Origin of the sequence: Streptomyces sp. NPDC021224, assembly GCF_044332905.1 — a bacterium.
Lineage (GTDB): Bacteria > Actinomycetota > Actinomycetes > Streptomycetales > Streptomycetaceae > Actinacidiphila.
Map to the genome: position 1 here is coordinate 253594 of NZ_JBIRPW010000001.1, position 19756 is coordinate 273349.

Sequence of the window (19756 nt, forward strand, 5' to 3'; positions counted from 1 at the left end):
GCGATCGCCAGCAGCCCCAAGACCGCGCCCGTTCCTGCTACCCATGCCATGGTGCCGCCCCGCTCCGACCGTTGGGAGGCCGGGAACGCGAGTCACGTCCGGCCCGAAGACGCCATATTGTTGCTGGATCTCGCGGTGACCGACCATGCCGACGTCAGGCAGTCTTCGCGCTTCCCCACTGCCGTCTGTGCGCTGACTGGTCAAGATCCGCCGGACAGGTCTCGGCCCTGTCCCGGTCCCGCCGTCCGGGAAGCAGGCGGGGGCTGATCAGCGCAGTCGTCCGACGACGACTCGTCACGAGCTGCGCAGCGGGTGGGCACCGGATACCTGCTCGGACAACCTCGACCGGAGTTCGTGCGGCATGTTCCAGCCCCCGGCGAGCCTCGACGGGTGAACGTTGCGGCCCCCGCCGAAGAACTCGCAGAACTTCATGATCAGCGGGTCCCAGCCGAGCGGGTCCACGTAGTGCGTCCCCGGGATGACCAGGTCCTCCTCGACATGGGCGCGGAGGACCTCGACCTCGAAGGCGGTGGCATGCGGTTCGGGACCGCCGAAGGGACGGGCCGAGACGACCCTGCATTCCAGCTGGACCGGGCACTCCGCGACCCTGGGGGCCCGGACCAGGTCCGATGCCTGTTCGGTCAGCCGCGCGACCGAGAACTTGTCCGGCTCATACCGGTAGCCCTGCCTCTTCTTGTAGTCCGGCACGGCCGGTTTCCCGGTGGTGAGCGCGATCCGGTCGACGGCATCGACCATCGCCGACGAGGGAAGGTTGAGCACGCACTCGCCCTCCCGCAGCAGGTTGGCGGTGGTCTGGGCGTTGTTGCCGAGGCCGAGCATGCAGGACTGGTCCAGCCACCACGCGGAGGACATCGGCATCAGGTTCGCCGTGCCGTCCTCGTTGCGTGAGCTGATCAGCACCACCGGCGTTCCGAAGTACAGGACCTTGAGACCGGGGACGACATGCATGTGCTGCGCCTTTCGCGAAGTGCCGGACGGACGAGCCCGCGCTCAGGAACGCGAGCCATCGCCGACTCTCCCGTGGGCGGACCCACCGAGGCTGGCGGTATTACGACGTCGCGCCACCGCCGGCCCGCTGGTCACACCCGGTCAGGGGGCAACAGCCCGCCGGCCCTTCGTGGCAGGATCTGGGCGTGACGACGTCGTTCCTGACCGTTGGCCTGCCCGGAGCCGGAAAGACCACGAGGGCTCGCCGGCTGGCCACCGAGCACAACGCGCTGCGGCTGAACGGTGGCCGTCGCTCGCGTGACAGCGCGGTCAGCCGGTCACGGCGGCTGCCGTCCCGTACGTCACCTCGACCGAGACGGCCCGGCTGCAGACGTAGGAGTTGGGGCTGGCGGTGATGTCGCCCACGCAGACCCGGACCCAGTATCCGTCGGACGCGTCGGCGTAGTACCAGGCTGTGGAGCTGACGCCGCCGGTGTGCACATCGCCGATCCTGGACCACGTCTCCGCGTTGTCGGTCGATCGCTGGAACCAGCCCTGGCAGGAATAACCCCGGTTGTCGACGGTCGGAACGTCGAAGATGGCTCGAGCGTATCCCTTCAGGGCGGCAAGATCGGCGCCCCCGTGGATGTTCCCTCTGCACCCGTAGTAGTCCAGGCTCGTGTTGGGGATCAGGCCGCCTTCGGTGACCGTGGTCGCGCCTGCGCTCGTGGCCGCTGTGAGCGTCAGACCAACCGCCGCGGTCGTGAGTGCCAGCGCGCGCGGTACAGCCCTGCGGAACGTCATGAGTGTCCCCTTCTGCGCCACGGACGCCCACGACGAGCGCCCTGCAAGAACAGACACGGCGCGGCAACGGAATTCATCGCTGGGGCGGTGGCGTGATCGCCGTGCCCGTGCGTGCCCGCGGGACCGGCTCACGCCTCGGTCGATGTCACGGCCCACGCGTCGATCTCGACGCGGAAGGCGGGATGGACCAGTCCGACCACCTGGACGAGCGAGCAGGCAGGGGGACGCGCCGGGTCCTGGTGCTCGTCCCGTACTCGCCGGAAGGCCGCCAGGTCCTGGAGATCGGTCAGGTAGACGGTCAGTTTGACCACGTGTTCAAGGTCGGAACCGGCCGCCTGCAGGGCGTTGGCCAGGTTCGCGTACACCTGACGCACCTGGGCCTCGGCGTCCCCCTCGCCCACCAGCCGGCCTTCACCGTCCACCGGGACCTGGCCGGACACGGCGACGACTCTTCCGGCACACGCCACCGCGTGGCTGTAGCCGTTCACCGGTGGACTTCCCTCAGGCCGCACAAAGTGCTGCATCACGACTCCACTTCGCTGCGAAAAGACCTTCACGATCAAGGATTCCCTTTCCGCGGTCAACCCTTCGACGAGTTCGCGCAGCACCCGGACCGTGCCGTCGAGGGCTTCGGCCGCTTTCCGCCGCCCCTACGCGTCGGCCCCCGCTTCCCGGAACGGGAGGCGGGGGCCGAGAGCCGGACGGCGGGCGTGTCCCTACGCGCTCACGACGTCCTGCGCGGCAGCGAACGCGGCGAACGCCGCCCACGCGGCGGGGCTGAACGTGAGGGCGGGGCCCTCGGGGTCCTTCGAGTCCCGTACGTGGATCGCACCGGGGTGGGCGGCGACCTCGACGCAGTTGCCGCCGTCGTTGCTGCTGTGGCTCGACTTCCGCCAGTCGTAGGCGATTTCCACGCAGTCGCCGCCCTGACTGCCGCTGTAGCTGGACTTGAACCACTTCAGGGACTCGGTCATCGCTCTCCTAGCAACTGCTCCAACAGGCCCTTCGTTTCCTCGGGGTTGAGAGCCTGCGAACGCAGCATCGCATATTTCCGCGCCAGGATGCTCACCTCGTCGGGGTCATGGATGAGCACGCTCCCGCGTTGCGTTTCGGCGTAAGAGAGGTGTTCGTGATCGGACGTCTCCAGGAGGACGAAGGGGCCGTCGAGCCCCGCGTGAGTCGCCCTCCCGAGGGGCAGCACCTGGATGGTGATGCCCGGCACGTCCGCGCACGCCAGGAGGTGCCGGAGCTGGCCGCGGTAGACCTCCTCACCACCGATCCGGTCCCGCAGAATCGCCTCGGACAGGATGAAGCTGCTCGCGGGCGGGACCTTCCGCTGGAGGACCTCCTGCCGCGCCAGGCGGGCGGCGACGCGCAGTTCGATGTCCTCGTCGCTCACCGTCGGAATGTCGTCCCGGAAGACCGCCCGCATGTACTGCTCGGTCTGGAGCAGGCCTGGTACCACCTGGTTCTGAAACGACGAAATGGCGATGGCGCCCCGCTCCGCGTCGAAGAACAACTCCGCCCACACGGGAACAACGCCCTCCGGGCTCGGCAGATGCAGGACGCCCGTCTCCAGCGCACCTGCCGTGTTCAGCAGCTCGTCGAGTTGCCTGGCCAGGGCGAGGGTCATCGGACGGCGCCCCTGCTCGATGGACTCCAGCGTGCTCTGGCTGATCACAGCCGTCTTGGCCAACTGGGGCTGCGTGTAGCCCCGCGCGGCGCGGATCTGCGCTAATTGCGCGCCCAGAGATTCGAAGGGAGTCGGGTTCTTCTTCCTCGGCCCTCGCCGAAACCGTGGGTTCGCCATGACTCTGGATTACCCCACCGCGACCCTCCGTGTCTGCCCAACGAACTCGTACAAACGCGATGTACGGATAAGGAATTCGCGTGCGCTCCCGAATACGCCTCCCAAGCGCCCCCGGCGTGCGCGTCAACGCAGCGCGCCGGTGCCCCGGCGGCGCTCCGCGCGGCACACCGCTGCAAGGAGGCCGAGTCCGTCCGTTGCCCGCCCTGGAGGGAGACGCGCACGGGCCCGCTCGTCCTTCAGCGGAGGTACGTCTGCTGCCATTCGATCGAGGTCATGGTGAGCGCGGCCTCTGCGAGGGACTGGGCGGAGGCCGTCTTGAGCGCGGCGATGCTGCTGTCGATCCAGGGCTGGACGTTCGCGCAGCCCTGTTCGCGGTATTCGACGGCTTGGAGGAGGCACTCGAGCTTGTCGGCATCGTGCGCGCAGATGACTTCGAGGGAGTCTCCGTTCTCGTATTCCTCCACGATCTGCTGAGCGCCGGCCTTCACCGCCGGGTGAGCGGCCGATACCTGGTCGGCGGTGACCTTCTCGTTGCTTGCGGCTTCGAGGTAGCGGCGGCCGATGTGCGGGATGTCGCTGACGCGGGTTTCCTGGGTGTCGTGCCACAGGCCGAGGAGGGCCGCTTTCGCCGGGTCGGCGCCCTCCATCATGGCCAGCACGGAACCGATGAGTCCGACCCTGAAGCTGTGCTCGGCGATGGTCTCGGGGTCTTTCACCCCCGCAATCCACCAGCCGGACCGCTTGGCGCGCTTGAGCATCCCCATCTCCAGCAGGAAGCCTGTGGTGCCCTTTGCCTGCTCCTGCTCCGTGTCCGCCATGAAATGCGCCCTCCGATGTGTCATGTCCGGGTCTCGCGTAGAACGTAATGCACCGCACTGAGTTCCCGCCTTGACCGTGGGGAGATCCCGTTCTGGTCAAGGAGCCGGGCGGTATGTGCGGCCAGCTTGTCCGAGAGGACAGGGTCTGCCAGGGGTAGCCAGCGGTTGACGGTCAGCAGGGCCCACAGAGAGTGCGCATAGAGGTCCGTGTACGCGGGAGCCTGATGGAGACCGGCCGCGAGGCCGCGGAGGAGACGTACCGGTTCCCAGTTGGCCGGACGGTGCCGCATGAATCCGTCGTCCGGCTGCGGCTCTTGGATCGAACCGAACCAGTAGGCCCAGTAGTTGAGGTTCGCGATCTCGGCGGAGTCGTCGCCGGCCAAACTCCGCTCGATGAAGTCCAGCAGGGGTTGACGGTCGCCGAGTCGCATAAGTGCGGCGGCCGTTGAGCGTGCGGTGGCCCATTGCGGGGTCCAGCCGCGAGCGGAGATCGGGGCGTGGCGGCTGTGCATCGCGTGCATCATCCACGATGTCGCCTCAGGGCCGCGGTCATAGGAGCAGAGGTAGAGGGTCTGGCGGTGAAGCAATAGCCCGTCGCCTCGGGCACCCAGCGCGGATTCGGCGGTCTCCCGGAGGTGCGTGAAGAACTCGCTGCGGTCACGCGCGGGCAGGAGTGGGGCTTTGGCGACGGGACCGCGGCGCCCCGCCGTCGCTCTGCGGGCCAAGGCGGGCGGAACGGTCCCGTTCAGGGCCCAGGCGATCATGTGGGCGGTGTCGCGGGTGTGCACCCATCCGGCGAGGGGGTGGCGCGCGTTGTTCTGCGGGTGAAGCGTGGAGGTGATGACGCGGTCCGCGTCCATCGCTGGGTCGAGAAGGTGGAGAACCCGCGGGTCTGCGCCCAGCGCGAGTAACCGACGCCGGACGTCGAGGAGCGCCCCCGCCTTCACGTTGGCGAGCGGCCGTCGCCCGGTCTCCCAGCCCTGCCAGGTGGCGAGGTCGACTCCCATCGCCTCGGCCATACCCGCCTGTGTGCGGACGGTCGTACTCTCCCTGGCGACACGCAGGACGAACCCGGCGACCGTGCCCGCGGGCGCGCGGTCGCGGGCAACTCCCTTCGTCGGCATGCCGCCCCCTGTGCCGTCGGTAGTCCAACCCGTACCCACAGTAAGTCCCGATGCCTCCGCCGCAGCCGTAGCTTGTGGTCGGACAACGACCACCGTCATCGAGGAGGCCAGGATGGCCACCGCAGTTGAGCCCCCTGCACGCCCCTGGGGAGCCGATCGGCTCGCCCCGTACCCGGCCGTCACCCACCGCCCCCACGCGTCGGTCACAGTCGACCCGGCCACTCAGCTCGGCGTCTTCACCGACCGCGTCGGCACGGTGATCGAGATGGGCAAGCACGGCACGAGCAAGGGCACCGAGACGAACACGACCACGAACGCGGACTCCGCACCCGACCAGGGGCACGACCAGGACTCAGAGCAGGACTGACCGGTGACCGACAGGAGGCCGGTGCTGGTGGCCACCGAGGCGGACGACGTCACCGCCGACATGGTGATCACCGAGCTGAACCGGCGCAACGTGCCGGTGGCCAGGTTCAACCCCGCCGACATAGGGGCTGACCTCACGGTCTCCGCCCGGTTCGGGAGCTGCCGGGCCCCCGTGGCCGGTCAGCTCCGCACTCCGTCGCGGACGGTGGAACTGGCTCAGGTCCGGTCGGTGGCGTCGCCCGGTGTGGCCGGCTTTCGACCACCTCGGCTCGGACGACGCGCGGTTCGCGGCGGCCCAGACCCGCTACGGGCTCGGCGGCACCCTCTATGCCCTGGACGGGCCGCTGTGGGTCAACCACCCGCTGCGGAACGCCGCCGCCGACTACAAGCCGGCCCAGCTCGCGGTAGCCCGGCGCCTGGGACTGGAAGTGCCGCCGACTCTGGTGACGAACGACCCGGATGAGGCCCGGTCCTTCGTCAGCAACCACGATCAGGTGATCTTCAAGACACTCCGGTGGACGCCGTACCGGCGTGACGGTGTGCCCCTCACCGGGTGGGCCGACCCGGTCGCCGCGACGGAGATCGACGAGCGTGTGGCTTTGGTGCCGCACCTGTTCCAGGCCAGGGTGGACAAAGCGGCAGACCTTCGCGTGCTCGTCGTCGGCCGCGAGGTGTTCGCCGTGCGGATCGAGTCCGGGATGCTTGACTGGCGCAAGAACTACCCGGCCCTGTCCTACCGGGTGGTGGACCTGCCCCGTCGGGTCGAGAAGGCGCTCGTGGCCTATCTGCACCACTACGACCTGGTCTCGGGGAGCTTCGACTTCGCCGTGGACAGGGTCGGTGATCTGTGGTGGCTGGAACTGAACCCGAACGGACAGTGGGGGTGGCTGGAGGACTGCACCGGCCTCGCGATGTCCGCCGCATTCGCCGAACTGCTGACGCGAGGAGTCGACTCATGACCGACAGCGCCCATGAGCGGCGCGCCCTCGCCCGCCGCCTGACGCAGACAGGGATCCTCCGCAGCCCCCGCTGGCGGGAGGCGGTGGAGGGCGTACCTCGTGAGGCGTTCCTGCACCCCGGTGTGTTCCTGCCCACCGACGGTGGGGAGTGGCGGCCGGTCACCGCCGTCGGAACCGGCCCGGCCGAGTGGGTACGGATCGCCTACCGCGACGAATCCCTGACCACCCAGCTCGACGGACACCTCACCGCCGACCAGGTCAGCGGCCCGGTGACCGGTTCGCCGACCTCCTCGTCCACCACTCCGGTCACCGTCGTGGACATGCTGGAGAAGCTGGAAGTGGAGGACGGCCACCGAGTGCTGGAGATCGGCACGGGAAGCGGCTATTCCTCCGCCCTGATGTGCTTTCGCCTCGGGGAGGACAACGTCACCACGGTCGAGGTGGACCCGGCCGTCTCGGCTCGGGCCGACGAAGCCCTGGAGTCCTCGGGATACTCGACCTGGACCGTCACCGGGGCCGGACTGCTCGGCCACCCCCGCCGAGCCCCGTACGACCGCGTCATCGCCACCTGCGCCGTACGCCGTATCCCCTACGCCTGGATCAGGCAGACCAGGGCGGGCGGCATCGTCCTCGCCACGGTCGGCGGGTCGTGGCACTACGGCACAGGTCTGGCCAAGGTCACCGTCGCCGAGGACGGCACCGCCGAGGGAAGGATCATCGGCCGCAGCTCCTTCATGCAGGCCCGGTCCCAGGCGGAAGTGCCCATCGGCGGTGACCTGTCGGCCCGCTCCGCCTACGCCGACAGCGAGCGCGGGACCAGGGTGTCCCCGCTGCTGCTGGAGGACTGGATGCCCGCGTTCCTCGCCCAGCTCGCCGCTCCGGGTGCGCGCTTCACACGTGCCACGTCGCAGAAGGGCGACCGGCTGCTGCACCTCTTCGACCCGGACCGCGAGTCCTTCGCCTCGTTCACGGAGAACACGGGGAACGGCAGCGGCTGGACGGTCCGCCAGGGCGGCCCCGCGGCGCTGTGGGACGCGATCGAGCAGTCCCTCACCGCATGGCAGGACGCGGACCACCCCGACATCACCGAGGTGCGGCTCCGCGTCACGAGGGAGGCCCACACGTACTGGGTCGACGGTCACCCCGCGCTGCGCTGGCAGCACGTCCTCGTCTGACCGGGGCGGACGCGGACACCGGCGCAGGCGCGCCGGTACGGGGGTCGGGACCCTCGTACCGGCGCGCGGGGAAGGGACGGAGGTCAGCCGCGGGGGCCTGGCTCGGCGGTCTCGGAGACCGGCTTCGCCGGGGACGCGGGCGGCGGGACCTCGACGCTCGCGCTCGCCAGGTCGCTCGCTCGCGGGAGGAGGGGGCCCGCGAGGGCGGTGGTGACGAGGGCCATGATCACCATCATCGTGAACATCTGGCCGTCGAGGACGTGGAGTTGGACGGCGACGTTGAGGATGATCAGCTCGGTCAGGCCGCGGGTGTTCATCAGCAGGCCGAGTGCGCGCGACTCCGTCCAGGACAGGCCGAAGACGCGGGCCGGGCCGATGGCGCCGAGGAGTTTGCCGACGCAGGCGACGGTGACGATGGCGAGCAGTTCGACGTACTGGCGGCCGCCGAGGCCGTTGATGTCGACGCCGAGGCCCGTGACGATGAAGAAGACCGGCAGCAGCACCGTGCTGACGTTCTCCAGCGGCTTGCGCAGGTGCTCGGCCAGTTCGCGGGCGGGCTCGCGCGGCATGACGAAGCCGAAGAGGAACGCGCCGAAGATCGCGTGGATGCCGATCCAGGTGGTGGCGTAGGCGGAGAGGAAGGCGCCCGCGGAGAGCATCACCATCAGCTCGCGCCATTTGCGGCGGGCGGCGAAGAAGCTCACCAGGCGGGCCATGCCGGGCTTGACGACGAGGAACATCAGGGCGACGTAGAGGGCGCTCAGCGACAGGACCTGGGCGAGGTCACGCGAGCTGCCCGAGGTCACCAGCGCGGAGACGTACGCGAGCATGCACCAGGCGAGGATGTCGTCCACGGCGGCGCTCGCGAGCGCCAGGGTGCCGACGCGGGTGTGGCCGAGGTTGCGGTCGGTGATGATGCGGGCGAGCACCGGGAAGGCCGTCACGGACATCGCGGCGCCCATGAAGGTGGAGAAGGTCGTGAAGGAGATGTGGTGCCCGGCCACCGTCTTGTGGTGCGGGTAGAGGAAGACGGCGACGAGCACGCCGAGCCCGAAGGCACACGCGATCGACGACATCGACACGGCGGCGGCGAGCCCGCGGTGCGGGCGCAGAATGCGCTTCTCGAACTCCCACCCCACCATGAACATGAACAGGGCGAGACCCACGTTCGACACCGCGGAAAGCATCGGTCTCGATTCGACGGGGAAGAGTTTGTGCGTGAGATCGCCGGGGAACTGCCCGAGAACACTGGGCCCGAGCACGATACCGGCGAGCACCTCGGCCATGACCACCGGCTGGCGAAAGCGCGGGGCGATACTGCCCAGGGCGAGTCCGACCAGCAGCACGAAGGCGATACCGGCCATCATGATGGCGATCTGTAAATCGGCGTGCGGGGCGAGCGAATGCAGCGCAATGGTCGTCATGTGAGCGGATCTCCTCGGGAGGCCGCCGTACCGCGCGGGCCGCACGGATCCGGCGGGAGCGGTCACAGCGGTCGTAGTGGTCAACGGGCGGTGCGGTGGAGCCGGTTGAGCACACGCAAGAGACGGACGCGGCGACGCGCCGACACACGCCGGGCCGAAATGTGACGCGACGGAGACGGAAGGGGGGCGACTGCCTCCGGACGTCTCCGGAGGCAGCGAGTGTAATTTGCCGGGGGCACGGCCGTCTACGATTATCGGACGACGGCGGATTCCCGCCAGAGCGGAGACCGCAGGCCGGAACGGGTGCGTGTGAGCGGTTATCCCGCGATTCATGAATTCCTCACACGGAGGTGTGAATTCATCACATCAAACCGATGAATCCACCCGGTTGCACGCAGCGTACGGTGCACCCGTCCGCGGACCGTCCGCGCCAGGCCGACCCCCCGAGGAGCGCGTCATGGACAGCCGCCGTTTCGGCGACATCGTCGTCACCCCGCCGAACCTGGACTCCCCCGGTTCCCGCCTGAGCACCGTCTCCTTCCTCGACACCTCCCGCGGCACGATCGAGGACTTCCAGTACGTCGGCGAGCGACTGCGCGATCTCGATCTGACCTCGACACGCCTTCTCTGCGGCCGCCTGGCCGGCGTCGAAGCCGACCGCGGGCAACTGGAGGACACCCAGCTCCACTCGGTCGAACTCACCGGCTGCACGGTCACGGCGCTGCGGTGCACCGGCAGCAGGTTCAGCCGGGTGGTCTTCCGCGACTGCACCTTCACGGGTGCCACCTTCGAGGACTGCACGTTCGACAACGTGCTCTTCGACGGCTGCCGCCTCGACTACGCCACCTTCGCCGGGGTCCGCGCGATCGGGCCGCTCGTGTTCACCGCGTGCTCCCTCGTCGAAGCCGAGCTGACCGGCAGCGACCTCGCCGAGGAGACCGCCCTCGACCGCTGCACCCTGCGCAGGACCATCTTCGGCGCGGGCGACTACCGCGGGACGGACCTGCGGGGCAGCGACCTGACCACGTTGGTGGGCGTCGGCAACCTCACCGGCGCGGTCGTCAGCTCCGGCCAGGAGCACCAGCTCGCGCAGGCGTTTCTGGCCGCCATGGACCTCATCGTCTCGGACGAAGGACGGTGAACGGCCCGGTGCGTCACGTCGTCGGGGTCCAGCCGGGGAGGGTGGGGAGGAGGGTTTCGGCCACGTGGAGGAGGGTGGAGTCGTCCGGGGGGAGGGTGCCGTCGGTGTGCCAGAGGGTGATCTCGAAGGACGTGCCGGAGCCCTTCGGGTCCATCGCCACCGACAGGACGGTGGCCGGGGCGCCGGTCGCGTTGCTGCCGACGGCGCCGCTGGAGCGGGGCAGCAGGCTGATCTTCATGGCGTGGTCGGCGTAGGAGAACGCGGGGTGGCCGAGGACGGTGCGCTGGTGCGCGTCGGCGCCGAAGATCTTCACCTCCTGGGCCATCGGGAGGTTGCGGTAGGTCGCGGCCAGGTTGACCGTCCACGTCGGGAACGAGACCTGGGCGTACGGGCCGGACAGGCCGCCGCCGTCGGTGGGCGGGGTGCTGCCGCTGGTCGTGGTGGACCGCGCCTTCTCCCCCGGGATGCCCAGCAGGTCGTCCAGGTCGGGGACGAACAGCAGCTCGCACAGCTGCGCCCCGGACAGGTACGGGGACTTCTTCCCCGCCGCGGGCTTGCTGCACGTCGCGGCCGGGGCACCGGACGCGCTCTCCTTGTCGGAGCGGGTGTGCTGGTAGAAGAGCAGCGCGCCGCCCAGGCCCCCGATCAGCGCCACCGCCGTGACGACCTGGCCCCACGCACCCGCGCTCTTCCGCCCCGCGCGGCCGTCGTTCTCGTTACCCTCGGACATGTCCCCCCACCTGCGCCGATCCGCGACATGCGGCACCGGGAACGTAACTCGTGGCCTGCGGGCGCACAAGCGGGATCCGTATCCCCGGCCAGGAAAACGGGACGGGAGTTACCGGCGGGGCACCGGAGTTGGCAGACTCCTCGTCATGGACCTGATCGCGACGGGCCGCGAGGCGGACGTGTACGCCGTGAGCGAGGGGTGGGTGCTGCGCCGTTTCCGCGACGCGGGCCGCTCCTCCACGCAGGAGGCGCGGACCCTGCGGTGGCTGACCGCCGCGGGCTACCCCGTACCCGCCGTGCACGCCACGGACGGGACCGACCTCGTCATGGAGCGGCTGCACGGCCCCACCATGTCCGAGGCGCTGCACCGGCAGCCGTGGCGGGCCACGGAGTTCGGGGAGGTGCTCGGGCGGCTGCACCGCGAACTCCACGAGCTGCGCGCGCCCGACTGGCTGCCGCCGATGGACGGGGGCGGGGACGGGGACGCCCGGATCCTGCACCTCGACCTGCACCCGGAGAACGTGCTGCTCACCGCGGACGGCCCGCGTGTCATCGACTGGTCCAACGCGCGGGCCGGGGCGCCCGAGGTGGACGTCGCCATGACGTCGGTCATCCTGCGCTGCCTCGAACTCCCCCTGGCCGCACGGCTCGTGCTGCGCGCCCTGCTGCGCGCGACGAACCGCGCCGCCGGTGCCGACGTCCACGCCGGTATGCCCGCCGCGACCCGCCACCGCCTCGCCGACCCGACCCTCAGCCCTGCGGAGATCCGCCTCGTGGAGGAGCTGCGGCAGCGCTACGGGTGAGGGTGCGGCGGGAGCCGAGCGCGAGCGCCTTACGCGCTCAGGCCCGCCCGTCCCCGTCCCCCTCCTCGTCGTCCTCGTCGCCGTCCTCCGCCGCGTACGGGTGGACGAAGCCGTCGGCGGACAGCGGGGTGAACCAGTCGGCGACGGGGGCCGGGTCCGCGGTGGCGTCCAGGCCCGCGGCGAAGTCACCGAAGGCGGTACGGACTTCGGCGTCCAGCAGGCCGTAGAGGTCCGCGGTCGCCTCCGCCCGGTCCAGCAGCAGCCGCATGAGCAGCCGCTCGGCCGGGCACGCCGGGGGCGCCGGAGGGGCGGGCAGCGGCTGGGCGAGACGGCCCGTCATCGTCACCGCGGTGGTGACCAGGCGGCGGACGAACAGCACGTCGTAGTGGCCGGTGTACTCCGCCGGGAGGTCGTCCAGGACGAGGAAGGGCTCCCCGCGCCCGGCGCACCCCGGACCCGCGGGCTCCAGCCGCCCCAGATCCGCGAACAGCTCGTCGACGAGCAGGTGGACGCCGTAGACGAGGGCGCCCGCGGCGATCTCCGCGGCGCCGCCCGCGGTGTGCGGGAAGGCCCGCAACTGCGGGGCCATCGCGCGCAGCCTGCGCCGCATCGCGTGCGCCTCCGCGCTGCCCAGCCCGTCCGCGCCGCCCGCGCCGCCCGCGCCGACCGCCTGGTGGGTGTGGGCCGCGTACCGGCGGGCCCGCTCCGCGGGGTCGGACGGCGGGGCGTCCGGGCCGTCCGCCGCGTCCAGGCTCTCCTGGGCGATGCCGTCGTGCAGTTGCACCTCGCACCGGGTGACCACCCAGTGCGCGAGCAGCCCGCTGCGGGCGAGCAGCGCCGTCATGACGGCGTGCACGCCGTCCTCCGCGGGCTCCAGCCCCGGGGCGTCCACGACGACTCTGAGCAGCGCGCCGCGCGGGTGCCCGGCGATCACCCGGTCGAGGAGCGTGACGTCGGAGCAGTCGGGGTCCAGCGCGTCGAAATGCCGCTCCAGCAGGCTCACCGCGCCCTCGCACTGCAGCGCGTCCAGGGCGGGTGCACTCGCGGGAATCGCCGCGTCGACCGTCACCGCGTACGTCATGAGGCCGCATCGTTCCCTATGCGCCCGTCCCGGCGGGCCGGAACGTCTCAACTGGTGGACGCCCGTGGGGGACTCTGGTATTGCGCGGCGGCTCCGCCACGGAGGGAGGGATTCCTCCGCGGCGCGCGGCGCTCCCTTTCCGGGAGCATCACGTCGTCGACGTCAGGGTCGCGTAGATGATGATGTTGTCGGGGTGGTGCCCCGACACGAGCGGCCCGCCGCAGGTGATGACGCGCAACTCAGCGCCCGCCGTGTCGCCGTAGACGCGGGCCGTCGGGAAGCGGGTCTTGGAGACCTGCTGGAGCGCGCGGACGGTGAAGACCGCGCTCGTACCGTCCGCACGGGTGACCGTGATCGTCGCACCGGGGTGGATCTTCGCGACGCCGGCGAGGACCGCGGGGCCCTCGACCGTGTCGAAGTGGCCGACGAGCACCGCGGGGCCGCGTTCGCCCGGCGTGACACCGCCGTCGTACCAGCCGATGCGGTCGGCCTGGGCGACGCTCGGCACCTGGAGGGTGCCGTCCGGGGCGAGGCCGAGACGCAGGACGGGGGCGGTGTCGATGCCCGCGGCCGGGATGCGGACGCGCACGGGCAGGGAACGGCCCAGCGGCGCGGGCGGCGCGGTGGCCGCCGCCGAGGCCGGGGGCGAGGCGGAGGACGGGCCCGACGGCGGCGGGGACGGGGGTGTGGACGGCGCCGTGATGTTCGCCCCGCGGTTGTGCGCGGCCGTGTCCGCGCCCCCCGCGTCGAGCCCGCGGGCCAGCGTCCAGCCGCCCACGGCGAGAGCGGCGAGGGCCGCGCAGGCCGTCCACGTCAGGCGGCGGCGCGCGGCGCCCCCGGCGGGGGAAGCGGCGTTCATGGTCGGCTCCTTGCGCAGGTCGGCCCGGTCGCGGGTGCGGGGCGGCGCGGCCCCTCCCGGCGGCAGGGCCGGACGGTGTGCGGCTCCTCCTGCCGGGGACGGGCCGGGGGCAGGCCGGGGGCAAGCCCATCCCGTGGGGGCGGGCCCACCCGTGGAAGCGAGCCCACCCGTGGAAGCGGGCCCACCCGTGGAGGCGGGCCCACCCCGTGGAGGCGGGCCCGCCGGGGCGTGTCAGGCCGTGGGGGACGTGTGGCGGCGGCGGAGGGCGACGTAGGAGAGGCCGGCCGCTCCCGCGAGGGCGAACGCGGAACCCGCGGCGACGAGCGTGACGTTCACGTGACCGCCGCTCCCCGTGGTGCCCGCGGCGACCGAACCGTCCGGCACGACCTTGGTCTGGTGCGTCGCGGTGGGCGTCGCGGACGGGGTGGGCGTCGCGGCGGGGGCGCAGCCCGCCGGAAGCGCGGGGAAGGGCGTGTTGTGCCAGGGGGTCGGGCCGCCCTCGGCACGGTCCTGGAAGACGGGCTTCGCGGTGTCCGCGTCCTTGATGCGGATGCCGTCCGCCTCGTCCGCCGGGTGGGCACGGTCCAGCGTGCTCCACGCCTTGCCCTTCTCGTCCCGCAGCACGGCCTTCGGTCCGTCGGGGCTGTTGACGAGGTCCACCGTCCAGCCGCCGATGTGCGACACCACCTTCTGCGTCACCGTGCAGCCCTGCACGACGGGGCCGCCGATCGGCGTGTCCGGCCCGGTGCCGGAGTCGGAACCGCCGCCGGTGCCGGGGTCCGTGCCGGTGCAGCCCGCCGGGAGCGCGGGGAAGGGCGTGTCGTGCCAGGGGGTCGGGCCGCCCTCGGGGCGGTCCTGGAAGACGGGCTTGGCGGTGTCCGCGTCCTTGATGCGGATGCCGTCCGCCTCGTCCGCCGGGTGGGCGCGGTCGAGGGTGGCGACCGCCTCGCCCTTCTCGTTCTTCAGGACGGCCTTCGGTCCGTCGGGGCTGATGGTCAGCTCGACCGTCCAGCCGCCGAAGGTGGACGGGACGGTCGTGGTGACGACGCACGACGGGTCGGACGTCTTCGGGGAGCCGCTGCCCCCGGCGGAGGTGTCGGCGAAGGCACCGGCCGCGGGCAGCAGGACCGCCCCGGCGAGCGCGGCCGTGACGACGGCGGCGCGCAGCGTGGTGCGGCGGGCGCGACGACGCGAGGACGGGGACGACGGCGAAGGCGAGGGCGAGGACAAGGACGGCGGCAGGACAGACACGGGAATCCCCCCAGGGACACGGGCGCGCGCGAGCGCGAGAAGCAGAAAAAGGTGGTGGTGGTGGTGCGATGCGCGCCGCGCTGGCATCCGTACCGGTCTCCCCTCCGGCCCACGCGCTGGCGATGGCCAAAGCTTTTCAGCCGGTTGACCTGGGCCGAACCCTGAATCGTCACCTCCACGTAACAGCCGTTCACGACCCCGCCACCCGGGCGCACGCCTCCCGCAACCGGCGGGCCGCGGCGTGGTCGGGGCGCCCCCGCCGCGGGCACATCCGCCTCACCGGCCCCCACAGGGAACACGCACGTCACCGCCCCCGCGGGCGGGGCGGGCGGCGCCAAGAACGGTGCTGGTTTCAACCGGGGGTTCACCGGTGGGCGGCGCGGAGTTCACCGGGGACCGCCACCTTCGGGGGCATGACTTCACGATCCCTCCTCACGCGCCGGCGTACGCGCGTCGCCCTGGCGATCGGCGTGGCCGTCGCCGTCGCGGGCGCGGGCACCGCGGCGGCCCAGGGCGCCGGGTGGCTCTCCCCGTCGCACGACTTCCGCGCGAACGCGGACGCGTACTCCACGCACGGCGGCCGCACCCTCACCGGTGACGTGCTGCGCAACGACTCCGGCGCGACCGCGGTCGTCCGGCACACCGCCCCCTCGCACGGCGCGCTGACGATCGGCGCGGACGGCGGCTTCAGCTACCAGCCGCAGGCGGGCTTCAAGGGCACCGACACCTTCACGTACACCACCACCGACGCGGTGGAGCTGTTCGAGGACACGAGCGCGAAGGGCACCCCGCTGGCGCCGCTCGCGCAGGTCAAGGGGCCGAACGGCACCACCACGCAGCTGTCGGGCGAGGGCTACGGCTCGTCGCTGACGCCCGTCCCGCACAAGAACGGCTACTTCTACGGTCTGACCGACCGCGGCCCGAACGCGGACGCCCCCGACGGCAACAAGTCCGAGATGCTGCTGGACTTCACCCCGCAGATCGGCGAGTTCCGGCTCGTCGGCGGCAAGGCGGAGCTGGTCAAGCAGGTCCTGCTCAAGGGCCCGAAGAACCTGGGCGGGGTGAAGTACAGCGGGCTGCCGCCGCACGACACCGCCGAGGTCATCGACGACGTCGCCAAGACCAACGCCAACGGCGGCACCCCCGTCCCCGTCGCGCGCGACGCGTACGGCTACGACTCCGAGGGCCTGGTCGCGCTGCCCGACGGCACCTTCTGGGTGTCGGACGAGTACGGCCCGTACATCACGCACTTCGACCCCAACGGCTACGAGCTGGGCCGCCTCACGCCCTACCGCGACAGCGTGGACAACGCCAAGCACAAGATCCTCGGCTACCTGCCCGCCGAGCTGGCCAACCGCGCCACCAACAAGGGCATGGAGGGCCTGACCGTCAGCCCCGACGGCCGGACCCTCGTCGGCATCATGCAGTCGGCGCTCCAGCAGCCGGACCTCGGCAGCACCAAGGCGAAGAACGTCGCACCGACCCGTATCGTCACGGTCGACCTGCGCACCTTCGCCACCAAGCAGTATCTGTACCTGCTGGACGACCCGGACGAGACGGGCAACGCCAACAGCGAGATCACCGCGCTGTCCGGCACGAAATTCCTGGTCGACGAACGGGACGGCAACTACCAGCCGTTCGCGAAGAAGACGCTCTACACCGTGGACGTCAACGGCGCGACCGACGTCACGGGCCTGACCATCGGCGGCAAGTCGCCGGAGGCCTTCGTCGGCAAGGACGGCACGAACGACGCGCTCGCCGCGCTGACCGCCGCGGGCGTCAACGTCGCCCAGAAGCAGCAGACGCTGGACGTCGGCACGCTGGTCAGCCAGCTCGACCCGACCGGCGGCTTCTTCGCGCACGACAAGGTCGAGGGCGTCGCGACGACGGACGGCGGCCGGACGCTGTACCTGTCGAACGACGACGACTTCGGCATCGACACCATCGCCGTCGATCCGGACGGCACGTGGACGGTCCACCAGAAGGTGCTGCCCTCGACGGGCGCCGAGGACAGCGGCGAGATCCTCAAGGTCGACACGACCAAGCTGCCGGCCGTGCTGAAGACCGTCACCGTCACCATCACCGTGCGCTGAACCGACACGCGCACCGGGCCCGTCTCCCCCGCAGGGGGGCGGGCCCGCGGGTCATGGGCCGGAACGTCACCGGCTGTTCACCCTCCGCGGGTGTCATCTCCCGCGGGCCGCTGCCGAAATGGACCGCCTCGCGGGCAACGGGGCTTTCCGGCAGCGCACTTGGGGGGCTGACCGGTCATGGGTGGGCTGCGGATCGAGAACGACGGCGCCGAGGACATCCGCCCCGGCGACTACACCGACCCCGACCCCGACCGCGGCCTCACCGTGCTCTTCCCCGGCCGCCGGGTGCAGAGCGCGGCCGTCACCCAGCCCGACCCCGGCAGCCTGATCGGCCACTTCCGGATCGCGCCGGGCACCACGGGTGTACGGCACGACGACGACAAGGTCCACCTGCCGCGGGTGCCGCTCAACCCCGGTGAGCACTACAAGCTGCTCATCCGGCTCACCGGCGGCCCGGTCAACTCCCCCGTCACCCTCACCGGCGGCATCGCGGGCGGCAAGGTCAAGCCCAACCGGTCGGTGCCCATGGACGGGAAGCCGCCGTCCTTCCCGCGCCCCGCGCGCTTCGTCACCGTGCTGCTCACGGTGTGCGTCACCGTGCTCGCCGCGATCATCGTCGTCGCCGAGAACTCCCCGCCGCCGATGGACTGCGCCTCCGGCCACCTGACCGTCACCGGTTCCACCGCCTTCGCGCCCGTCATGCGCGCGGTCGCCGCGACGTACGACGACGAGTGCCCCGGCGCTGCCGTCACCGTCGCCGCCGACGGCAGCGAGAAGGGCGTACGGCAACTGTCCGCCGACGGCGCCGACGGCGGCGCCCGACGTCCTCGCGATGTCCGACGGCCCCTCCGCGAGGGGCGGTTCACCCGCGCTCAAGGACAATCTCGTCGCCGTCATCTCCTTCGACGTCATCGTCAACCCGGATGTGCCGGTGCGGAATCTGTCCACCACCGACATCCGGCGGATCTTCGGCGGCCAGGTCACCGACTGGCAGCAACTCGGCGGCCCCCCGCTGCCGGTCCGGCTCGTCAGCCGCAGCGCCGACCCCGGCACCCGCGACATCTTCAGCGCCAAACTCCTGGGCCACCGGGGCGAACCCGCCTACACCTCGCACGACTGCGCCACCAGGAACAACCCCGACGACCTCGTCGTGCGCTGCGAACGCGACACCACCGACGAGGTGGTGACGTCCGTCGCCCAGGTGCCCGGTGCGATCGGCTACGCCGAGGCCGGTGCCGCGCGGGCCGCCCGCGGCGTGCGGGCCGTCACCATCGACGGCGCCTCCCCCGAGCAGCCCCGCTACCCCTTCACCGAGATCGGGCACGCCTACACCTACGGCTACCCCGCGCCCGGCTCGCTCGCCGCGAGCTTCCTCGACTTCACGCTGCACGGGGCGGGCATGTCACTCATGGCACCGGGCGGACACGTGCCCTGCTACTCCCCGGCGGGATACCTGCGGTGCGGGTCCCCGCCCGACAACAGCCCCACCGGCAAGACCGGTTGAGCGCCCCCGGGCCCTACACGCCGTTCGCGAACGGCGGGGCGACCTCCGCGAGCGTGCCGTCCGGCTGGAGACCGTAGAAGCGCGCCGGGGGCATCGACCCGACCAGCCGCCGGATCTCCGCCGCCCGCTCCTCCGGCGTCGGGCCCGCCGGGTCCCGCAGCGCGAATCCGCGCAGCGGCACCACCCCCGGGGTGACGTCCGCGCGGCCGGGAGAGCCCTCCAGGGTGAAGCCGAAGAGGGCGCGCAGCGCGTCGTCGCCGAACTCCAGCGGGTGGAAGGGCAGCGCGTACGGCTCCTCCTCCGCGTCCTCGTCGGGCCACGGCACGATGTCCGCGGGGCGGTCACCGGCCCAGTAGGGGCGCTCGAAGGGCAGCGGCTCACCGATGTCCTCGGTGATCCCGCCCTCCGGGGAGACGCTCAGCGAACGCACGAGCACACCGTCCTCCCACACCGCGAAGGCCAGCCAGTCGACGACACTGTGCATGGCGTGCAGCACCAGCCGCCGCCCCCGGCTCGCCTCGACCAGCCGGGCGGGCAGCTGGGAGGGGAAGTCCAGCATCACGCCCTTGTCGCACACCAGGTCCAGGCCGGGCCAACTCCCGGCGAACGCCGTGCCGTTGGCGGGATAGGTGTCGTCGAGAGTGCCGTCCGGGGCGGGGGTGAGCACCCACCCCGGGTAGAGCCGCCGCATGAGCGCGTACGTCCGCTCCCGGTCCGGCTCCCCCGCCGCCGCCACCTGCCGCAGCGCGTCCGGTACGGCGCCGTCGGCGTACCCGAGCAATCCGGTCTTGGCTCCCACGGTCTCTTCCCCCTGTGCTGTGTGCTCGTGCGGTGTGCTGGTGGTGTGCGCGTGCGGTGTGTGCCGGG

General features: G+C 71.5%; 19 protein-coding genes and 2 pseudogenes. 8 read left to right on the forward strand and 13 right to left on the reverse strand.

Translation table 11 applies throughout. From position 1 onward, the window contains the following. Positions 1-294: 294 nt before the first annotated feature. The 7 genes from ACH4PY_RS01040 to ACH4PY_RS01070 all read right to left on the reverse strand — a co-directional run bounded on the left by ACH4PY_RS01040 (position 295) and on the right by ACH4PY_RS01070 (position 5399). Positions 295-969 carry a flavin reductase family protein gene (locus ACH4PY_RS01040; protein WP_398174283.1) on the reverse strand — a complete coding sequence of 225 codons (675 nt, stop codon included), beginning with the start codon at positions 967-969 and terminating at the stop codon, positions 295-297. Between the two features lie 309 nt (positions 970-1278). Continuing rightward, positions 1279-1752: a hypothetical protein gene (locus ACH4PY_RS01045; RefSeq protein WP_398174286.1), complete on the reverse strand. Its 474-nt coding sequence runs from the start codon at positions 1750-1752 to the stop codon at positions 1279-1281. Positions 1753-1880: 128 nt separating this feature from the next. After that, on the reverse strand, positions 1881-2240 hold the full coding sequence (locus ACH4PY_RS01050) for a RidA family protein (protein WP_398174289.1): 360 nt from the start codon (positions 2238-2240) through the stop codon (positions 1881-1883). Positions 2241-2468: 228 nt separating this feature from the next. Then, positions 2469-2726 (reverse strand): DUF397 domain-containing protein, encoded by a 258-nt coding sequence (locus ACH4PY_RS01055; RefSeq protein ID WP_398174292.1) that lies wholly within the window; start codon positions 2724-2726, stop codon positions 2469-2471. Beyond that, positions 2723-3562: a Scr1 family TA system antitoxin-like transcriptional regulator gene (locus ACH4PY_RS01060; protein WP_398174295.1), complete on the reverse strand. Its 840-nt coding sequence runs from the start codon at positions 3560-3562 to the stop codon at positions 2723-2725. The genes ACH4PY_RS01055 and ACH4PY_RS01060 overlap by 4 nt, the downstream gene beginning before the upstream one ends. A gap of 236 nt (positions 3563-3798) precedes the next feature. Then, positions 3799-4380 (reverse strand): HD family hydrolase, encoded by a 582-nt coding sequence (locus tag ACH4PY_RS01065; RefSeq protein ID WP_398174298.1) that lies wholly within the window; start codon positions 4378-4380, stop codon positions 3799-3801. A gap of 20 nt (positions 4381-4400) precedes the next feature. Continuing rightward, the gene (locus tag ACH4PY_RS01070) at positions 4401-5399 is read right to left on the reverse strand and encodes an XRE family transcriptional regulator (RefSeq protein WP_398174301.1); all 999 of its coding nucleotides are present in this window, start codon (positions 5397-5399) and stop codon (positions 4401-4403) included. 217 nt (positions 5400-5616) lie between these two features. Between ACH4PY_RS01070 and tgmA the strand changes: the two genes are divergently transcribed. The 3 genes and pseudogenes from tgmA to tgmC all read left to right on the forward strand — a co-directional run bounded on the left by tgmA (position 5617) and on the right by tgmC (position 8004). After that, positions 5617-5871: a putative ATP-grasp-modified RiPP gene (gene tgmA, locus ACH4PY_RS01075; protein WP_398174304.1), complete on the forward strand. Its 255-nt coding sequence runs from the start codon at positions 5617-5619 to the stop codon at positions 5869-5871. A gap of 3 nt (positions 5872-5874) precedes the next feature. After that, positions 5875-6829, forward strand: a pseudogene (gene tgmB / locus ACH4PY_RS01080) (ATP-grasp ribosomal peptide maturase). Beyond that, positions 6826-8004 carry an ATP-grasp peptide maturase system methyltransferase gene (gene tgmC, locus ACH4PY_RS01085; RefSeq protein ID WP_398174307.1) on the forward strand — a complete coding sequence of 393 codons (1179 nt, stop codon included), beginning with the start codon at positions 6826-6828 and terminating at the stop codon, positions 8002-8004. Before tgmB ends, tgmC begins: the two are co-directional and overlap by 4 nt. 83 nt (positions 8005-8087) lie before the next feature. On the opposite strand, the gene ACH4PY_RS01090 is transcribed toward tgmC, so the two are convergent. Then, positions 8088-9428 carry a cation:proton antiporter gene (locus ACH4PY_RS01090; protein ID WP_398174310.1) on the reverse strand — a complete coding sequence of 447 codons (1341 nt, stop codon included), beginning with the start codon at positions 9426-9428 and terminating at the stop codon, positions 8088-8090. Positions 9429-9885: 457 nt separating this feature from the next. Between ACH4PY_RS01090 and ACH4PY_RS01095 the strand changes: the two genes are divergently transcribed. Continuing rightward, positions 9886-10569, forward strand: a complete 684-nt coding sequence (locus ACH4PY_RS01095; RefSeq protein ID WP_398174313.1) for a pentapeptide repeat-containing protein — start codon at positions 9886-9888, stop codon at positions 10567-10569. 13 nt (positions 10570-10582) lie between these two features. Here the strand turns inward: ACH4PY_RS01095 and ACH4PY_RS01100 are convergent, their stop codons facing one another. After that, entirely contained in the window at positions 10583-11299 is a 717-nt protein-coding gene (locus ACH4PY_RS01100) for a DUF6215 domain-containing protein (protein ID WP_398174316.1), read from the reverse strand. Between the two features lie 145 nt (positions 11300-11444). Between ACH4PY_RS01100 and ACH4PY_RS01105 the strand changes: the two genes are divergently transcribed. Next, the gene (locus tag ACH4PY_RS01105) at positions 11445-12101 is read left to right on the forward strand and encodes a phosphotransferase (RefSeq protein ID WP_398174319.1); all 657 of its coding nucleotides are present in this window, start codon (positions 11445-11447) and stop codon (positions 12099-12101) included. 37 nt (positions 12102-12138) lie between these two features. On the opposite strand, the gene ACH4PY_RS01110 is transcribed toward ACH4PY_RS01105, so the two are convergent. From ACH4PY_RS01110 to ACH4PY_RS01120, 3 genes are all read right to left on the reverse strand, one after another. Next, positions 12139-13182 carry a hypothetical protein gene (locus tag ACH4PY_RS01110; RefSeq protein WP_398174322.1) on the reverse strand — a complete coding sequence of 348 codons (1044 nt, stop codon included), beginning with the start codon at positions 13180-13182 and terminating at the stop codon, positions 12139-12141. Positions 13183-13330: 148 nt separating this feature from the next. Continuing rightward, positions 13331-14041, reverse strand: coding sequence for a class F sortase (locus ACH4PY_RS01115; RefSeq protein WP_398174325.1), 711 nt, complete (start codon positions 14039-14041; stop codon positions 13331-13333). A 231-nt stretch (positions 14042-14272) separates the two neighbouring features. Then, complete coding sequence (locus ACH4PY_RS01120; protein WP_398174328.1) at positions 14273-15292, reverse strand: hypothetical protein; 1020 nt, start codon at positions 15290-15292, stop codon at positions 14273-14275. A 413-nt stretch (positions 15293-15705) separates the two neighbouring features. Between ACH4PY_RS01120 and ACH4PY_RS01125 the strand changes: the two genes are divergently transcribed. From ACH4PY_RS01125 to ACH4PY_RS01135, 3 genes and pseudogenes are all read left to right on the forward strand, one after another. Next, the gene (locus ACH4PY_RS01125; RefSeq protein ID WP_398174331.1) at positions 15706-17385 is read left to right on the forward strand and encodes an esterase-like activity of phytase family protein; all 1680 of its coding nucleotides are present in this window, start codon (positions 15706-15708) and stop codon (positions 17383-17385) included. A 699-nt stretch (positions 17386-18084) separates the two neighbouring features. Then, positions 18085-18135: pseudogene (locus ACH4PY_RS01130) on the forward strand (hypothetical protein); the annotation flags it as partial. An 82-nt stretch (positions 18136-18217) separates the two neighbouring features. Beyond that, a complete protein-coding gene (locus ACH4PY_RS01135) occupies positions 18218-18889 on the forward strand; it encodes a substrate-binding domain-containing protein (RefSeq protein WP_398174334.1) in 672 nt (223 codons plus the stop codon). Between the two features lie 13 nt (positions 18890-18902). Here ACH4PY_RS01135 and ACH4PY_RS01140 read toward each other — a convergent pair whose 3' ends face one another. After that, on the reverse strand, positions 18903-19688 hold the full coding sequence (locus ACH4PY_RS01140; RefSeq protein WP_398174337.1) for a DUF6928 family protein: 786 nt from the start codon (positions 19686-19688) through the stop codon (positions 18903-18905). Positions 19689-19756: the final 68 nt, after the last annotated feature.